The sequence below is a fragment of the Streptomyces sp. NPDC090127 genome (assembly GCF_044746945.1).
Taxonomy (GTDB): Bacteria; Actinomycetota; Actinomycetes; order Streptomycetales; family Streptomycetaceae; genus Streptomyces.
In genome coordinates this window covers 78776-85199 of record NZ_JBIVDE010000012.1, presented here as the reverse complement: position 1 = coordinate 85199, position 6424 = coordinate 78776, and the positions used below count along the sequence as shown (strand labels likewise).

Below are 6424 nucleotides of genomic sequence, written 5' to 3'. Positions count from 1 at the left end.
GGGGGGGGGCGCGCGCGGGGGGGGGGGGGGGGGGGGGGGGGGGGCGGGGCGCGGGGGGGGGGGGGGGGGGGGGGGGGGGGGGGGGGGGGGGGGGGCCGGGGGCCCCCCCCCCGGGGGGGGGGGGGGGGGGGGGGGGGGGGCCGCCCCCCCCCCCCCCCCCACCGCTCTCTTTCTCTGGAGTCACCCCGTCATGCAGAACGCACCTGTTTCTTCGTTGGTCGGGGAAGAGTACGAGGTCGAGGTCGGCCCAGTGGCGCACGGCGGCCACTGCATCGCGCGTACGGAGGCGGGCCGCGTCCTCTTCGTGCGGCACGCCCTCCCGGGCGAGCGGGTGGTCGCGAAGGTGACCGAGGGCGACGAGACGTCCCGCTACCTGCGCGCGGACGCCGTCGAGATCCTGGAGGCCTCCAAGGACCGGGTGGAGGCTCCGTGTCCGTTCGCGGGCCCGGGCAGGTGCGGCGGCTGCGACTGGCAGCACGCGAAGCCGGGCGCGCAGCGCAGGCTCAAGGGCGAGGTCATCGCCGAACAGCTCCAGCGGCTGGCCGGACTCACCCCGGAGGAGGCCGGCTGGGACGGCACGGTGATGCCGGCCGAGGGCGACAAGCTCCCGGCGGGCGAGGTCCCGCAGTGGCGCACCCGCGTCCAGTACGCGGTCGACACCGAGGGCCACGCGGGTCTGCGGCGGCACCGCTCGCACGAGGTCGAGGTGATCGACCACTGCATGATCGCCGCCGAGGGCGTCTCCGAGCTGGGCATCGAGAAGCGCGACTGGGAGGGCATGGCCTCGGTCGAGGCCATCGCGGCCTCCGGCTCCGGCGACCGCCAGGTCATCCTCGCTCCCCGGCCCGGCGCCCGCCTCCCGCTCGTCGAGCTGGACAAGCCGGTCTCGGTGCTCCGCGTCGACGAGCACGACGGCGGCATCCACCGGGTGCACGGCCGCCCCTTCGTCCGCGAGCGCGCCGACGACCGTACGTACCGCGTCGGCAACGGCGGCTTCTGGCAGGTCCACCCGAAGGCCGCCCAGACCCTGGTCCTCGCGGTGATGCAGGGCCTGATGCCCCGCAAGGGCGACACGGCCCTGGACCTCTACTGCGGCGTCGGCCTCTTCGCGGGCGCGATCGCGGACCGCGTCGGCGACCAGGGCGCGGTCCTGGGCATCGAGTCGGGCAAGCGCGCGGTGGAGGACGCCCGCCACAACCTGGAGGCGTACGACCGCGTCCGCATCGAACAGGGCAAGGTCGACACGGTCCTCCCGCGCACCAGGATCACCGAGGTCGACCTCATCGTCCTGGACCCGCCCCGCGCGGGCGCCGGCAAGCAGACGGTCAAACACCTCGCGGGCCTGGGCGCCCGCCGCATCGCGTACGTGGCCTGCGACCCGGCGGCCCTGGCCCGCGACATCGCCTACTTCGCGGAGGGCGGCTACCGGGTCCGGACGCTGCGGGCGTTCGACTTGTTCCCGATGACGCACCACGTGGAGTGCGTGGCGATCCTGGAGCCGGTGAAGAAGGACGCCTGACCTGGGGTTTTGCGGGTGCGCGGTATGTGCGGTGTGGGCGTTACGGGCGATATCTTGACGCTGAAATGACGCTCGTGACGCTCACTTGACGCTCCTTCTGATGGGGTGTCAGTCGATTGTCGGGGAGGCCCAGGCCGCGGCGCGCACCGATGAACAGACGCTCTGCGGCGAAAGCGACGGAGCACGGCGAGCGAAGCTCGTCGGCTCCGTTTCGCTCTTGTGCGGTCGATGAGGAAGCGTTGCCGACCATTGCCCAGAAGGCAGTGCCTATCGCCTCGACGCGCGGCTAATATCCAGCTCTCAGGTACCGGCATGCGTCCGGCCTTTGGCCTGCTGCACGTCTGAAGGAGATCGGAAGCCCGGTGAGCAGTGCTCGTTCTGGTGGGCGGGTGCTGGCTGCCCACCCCGGTGACCCCAAGCGCGTCGGCCCCTACCGGATTATCGGGCGCCTCGGCTCAGGGGGCATGGGCACGGTGTTCGCCGGTCTCGACGCCGCCGGTCTGCGGGTCGCGGTCAAGGTCGTCCACCCTGCCCAGGCGGACGACGCGGAGTTCCGGGCGCGCTTCCGCCGAGAAGTCCAGCTCTCCGCCCGTGTCCAGGGCCCCTGCCTCATACCCCTGATCGCGGCTGACGCCGAAGCACCGTCACCGTGGCTGGCCACTGCCTATGCCCCAGGGCTCACCCTCGATCGGTACATCGCCGCGCACGGGCCGCTGGCCGGTGGAACCCTCTACGCCTTTGCTACGGGCACAGCCCAGGCCCTCGCGGCCATTCACGCCGCGGGTGTCGTCCACAGGGACGTCAAGCCGCAGAACGTCATTCTGACCCCGGTCGGTCCCCGAGTCCTGGACTTCGGCATCGCTCATGCCGCCGACGGCACATCCGTGACGCGCACCGGCATTCTGACCGGCACCCCAGGATGGATCAGCCCTGAGCACTACCGCACCGGTACCACGGGTCCCGAGGGCGACATGTTTGTCTGGGGCGCCCTCGTAGCCTTCGCGGCCACCGGTCGCGCGCCCTTCGGCGGGGGAGCCCCCGACGCGGTCGCCTACCGGGTCATGTCCGAGGATCCTGATCTGCGTGGGCTTCCTGGCGAACTCCACGCCATCGTGAGCAGGGCTCTCGCCAAGGTGCCGCGGGACCGAGCCACCGCGCGGGACGCTGCCGAGACATGTGCCGTCCTCCTCGCAGCACAGGCCACACAGGTCGCGCCGACGGGTGCGGAACCGACACTGGTGGGCGATCTCGTCGCTGCCCAGTGGGCCGTCCCCACTCTGGACGACCCGAACTGGAGACATCCTGCCCGTTCCAGCAGACGACTCGTCGGCATCGCGGCGGTGGTGGGCACTGTCATAGGCGGCCTGGCGGGTGGAGCGCTGGCCCTGCAGCCCGACAAGATGGAGACGGCTTCGACGAGTTCCCGTCCTCCCGCCAGCGCATCCCCCAGCAAGACTGCCACCATGCCGGCTTCCGCTTCACCCGCAGCAAGCTCCCAAGCTGCTGTGGGCGCCGCGTCACCCCTTCCTTCTACGGACGTGGACGAGGCGACGCTCGACACGTGGCGTGCGGCTCGCCGCGCCAAGGGAGAGTCGGAGATCGAGACCGAGGCCGCACTCGGACACGACCTTGGCCTCGGCATGGGCGAGGAGTACAACTACAGCGGTCAGTACGACGTGGGCTACGCTCCGTCTCGGAGAGAGCTCTACATAGCCATCAGCGGCCCGGCCGTTGAGTCACGCGTCGTGCAAGGGGTGGGCAAGAACGCCTGCCTTACCCTGCGCATGATGGTGGACATCTACAAGTCCCTTCCGTACGACGAGTACGTCCTGGTCGACAACACCACTCCCTCGGCGCCGGCGATTGTGTGGGAGGACGACTTCCGCGCCAACACCAGCTGCATCACACAGACCATCGACCGCACCGCCATCGACACCGGGCAGGCCCCGAGCTGGCACCCCACTGAACAAGGGCTGGCCGCGGCCCAGATCCCCAGCGTCGACAAGCGTGAAATCAGGGTGGCCACCGAGGCGGTCCATCAGCTCTTTGTCGACTGGAACGCCAACTCCCGGCTGTTCGAGGACCCCCGCTACATCAGCGACGAGAACACCAGCATCGGCTTCGCTCCGCACGAAGGCGTGATGTACGTGTGGGCCACGAAGCCCGAGTGGGACCAGAGCACACGAGAGGAATGGGCAGAGGCCGCCGCCGGCGTGGCCTGCCGGGCGGTTCTCGCGGAATCCCGCGCGGGGCAGGGATGGGGCTATGCCCACTACGCGGTGGCGGTCCTCGACGGTGCTGGAACCACGGACTTCCTTCGCTGGGGCACGGCCGGAAGCTGTGCGAGCTGACCTCCTCTCCGGGCATCACCACTGCGCTGGGTGATAGCCGGCCGAGCGAGGCACGTCTGTGGCCTGTCAGGCGCCGAACGCGGGCATGAGCCTGCCCACCCCCGGTGCACGTGTCCCTCCAGCCTTGCGCCGGGGGAAGCGGTTCCAAGTACGGTCCCGTGTTGATTGCCGCCCGCGCTCTTCCCGTCAAGTGCTTAGAAGGCACTTGGTGGATGGGGGAGCGGGGTGCCTCTGACCTGCTAATACGCGCTTGATCGCTGGCCATCGACCAAAACGTCGGGCGTTTTCGGGACGACCGGGCTGCCAGCGGTCGGCACTAGTGTGGGCATGGGAGTGAAGACGGTACTAGTGGCCTACATGGACGCGGATATGGCCTCGGCGTTGAAGGAGCCGACGAGCCGAAACCCGAAGGAGCGGCGGCGTTGCTCGTGGTCCTCCTGGTTCGGGAGGAGGCTGGAGGGCGAGGTCCCGGGGAGGCGACGTACCCGCCTTATGGCGTCACGTACGCGGCGAGCCTTCCCGGCGTGGACATCGCCTGCCACCACCAAAGTAGGCAGACGCTGGTGATCGATTCACACGAGAACCGCCATGAACCCCTACTCGATACGCTACCTCTAACAACTGATGAGGATCGAGGCACGGATTCCAGGGTGGTTGACCGAGCGGTTGGGGGAGGCAAGGTGCGGACGGGTGTATTGGTGGTCGTCGTAGCTGCCGCGATTCTGGGATCGGGCTGTACGCAATCACCCCCTCGCGCTGAGCAGGCACTCTGCCCGCAACAGGGCGAGAGGCAACCAACCAAGCCTCTGAAGAGCGTGCCGCTGTCAGAAGACGTCACGCTGGGCACCCTGCAGTGTGCCGATCAAGAAACGGGCATGTCCTCGGTCGAGGTCAACGTCACCAACAGCCACCCAGAACAAGCTGCATGGTACGAAGTCACGCTCCAGTTCACGACGAACGACGGCCATGTCTTCGCCACGGAGAGTGCCCGCTTGGAGAAGGCTGATGCTGGAGGACGCGCAGCCTCTGTTGTGAATGTTGCTCGGCCATTGGCCGGGGAAGGCATAGCCATACAGGTTACGAAGGTCGATCGCCGGCTGATGCTTTCAAGCAGCACGTCGCCCGACGAGAATGCGACCCCGTCGTCCCCAGCTGCTCTGGAAGCAGCGATGCGGGCCTTCGTGCGGGAGGGGCTGGTACCTGCCCACACGCCGTACGGAACGTGTCCGGCCGGGGCTCCTCAGGCTTGGTGGATCGGGGCACAGTCCAATTGCTTGGTCAGACCACGCGAACGGCCTGTTCCTGCGCCCTCCGCAACCCGACCGGTGCACGGCGGAACCCTCTGTGTGGACGGCTGGACGTCCAGCACAAGGGGTCGTGGAACCTGTTCGCACCACGGCGGAATCGCCTACTGAGCCAGGATCCGCCGCTGGCCGGCATCTGGGTTCGGTTCGCAGGTCCCAGTGGGGCCTCGATGGAACCTTGATCACGCGGCATGCCCGAATGGCATGGACAGGCAGGATTGCCTCTACGATCATTGCTCCGCTGGGGGCGCGTCGGGCGATCCGCATCAGGCTGACAGCCAGATGCAATTCGCGGCATGAGGGAGTAAGCCTTGGCCACTCTGGGCCACATGAAGGAGCGCACGATCCACTTCTACGAGGTGGTGACTGTGAGAAATGGCGAGGGCCAGCGCATGCCTGAGCCAATGGACTGGGATGCCGTCCTGGCTGATCTATCGCAGGTCCCGGTCTCGGGTCGTACCTTCGAGAGCGACTCGCAGCTAGTGGGAACGATCACCACGTATCACGAGCAGGACCATCTGCTGCTGCACCGAGTCAAGGACGCTGGTGAATGGCTGTCGGTGATGAACTGGGACACCGGCAGCCTGCGCGAGCTAGAGCAGAATGCGCATGAGGGGTACCTGGACACCTCCGTCATCTGCTTCCTCCCCTTCGGGAACGTCATCGGAATCATGCGTGGCAGCCAGTCTGCGCCCAGTCATCGCGCCCTGGAGGCGTGGCTGAACGGGATCAGTCTCTTCCCCGGTACTCAGTTCGAGGTGCGGCCAGTCGTCGCTCATGCCGAAGTCGAGCGGCTTAAGACTGCCAGCGGCGCCAGCCGTGTCGAGGTCAAGCTCATGGCCAACAAGATGGGCGCGCTCAGGGAACGAAAGGGCGGCCTCGCCCGCACGTTCCGGGTTGCTGGTGAGTCCTATGGTGAGATCAGCGTGACAGTGATCATCTCCGTACCCCGGGGTAAGGAGCTCAAGGAACATCGAGAGATGCTCCTGGCGGACCTGGATGAGATCTCAGATGTGGTCACTGGTGCGGAGCGAGCACGCGCTTCGCTGATCTACAGCGACCCTACCGGGCCAGAGCGTACTCACCTGGTAGAGCTGGTCGAGCACAGCATTACGGCCAAAAGGCGCGTACCGGCCACGGATCAAGAAGGTAACTCGATCCGGATCGTGTCAGCGGTGGATGCCATTCTGGGCGCAGCGGCTGAACACGAGGATGCCCTGCGGCTGGCGGTGGACGCAGGGGACGCGTGA

Annotated in this window: 3 protein-coding genes; all 3 read left to right on the top strand. The window is 67.9% G+C overall.

Annotated features, from left to right (window positions below):
• Positions 1-190: 190 nt before the first annotated feature.
• The 3 genes from ACIPPS_RS31895 to ACIPPS_RS31885 all read left to right on the top strand — a co-directional run bounded on the left by ACIPPS_RS31895 (position 191) and on the right by ACIPPS_RS31885 (position 6424).
• Complete coding sequence (locus tag ACIPPS_RS31895) at positions 191-1519, top strand: class I SAM-dependent RNA methyltransferase (RefSeq protein WP_401439444.1); 1329 nt, start codon at positions 191-193, stop codon at positions 1517-1519.
• Positions 1520-1881: 362 nt separating this feature from the next.
• Positions 1882-3870, top strand: coding sequence for a serine/threonine-protein kinase (locus ACIPPS_RS31890; protein WP_401439441.1), 1989 nt, complete (start codon positions 1882-1884; stop codon positions 3868-3870).
• Positions 3871-5503: 1633 nt separating this feature from the next.
• The gene (locus ACIPPS_RS31885; RefSeq protein WP_401439439.1) at positions 5504-6424 is read left to right on the top strand and encodes a hypothetical protein; all 921 of its coding nucleotides are present in this window, start codon (positions 5504-5506) and stop codon (positions 6422-6424) included.

Excerpts from the sequence above, each read along its gene's own strand:
- ACIPPS_RS31895 (WP_401439444.1), top strand. The coding sequence starts at position 191 with ATGCAGAACGCACCTGTTTCTTCGTTGGTCGGGGAAGAGTACGAGGTC.
- ACIPPS_RS31885 (WP_401439439.1), top strand. The coding sequence starts at position 5,504 with ATGAAGGAGCGCACGATCCACTTCTACGAGGTGGTGACTGTGAGAAAT.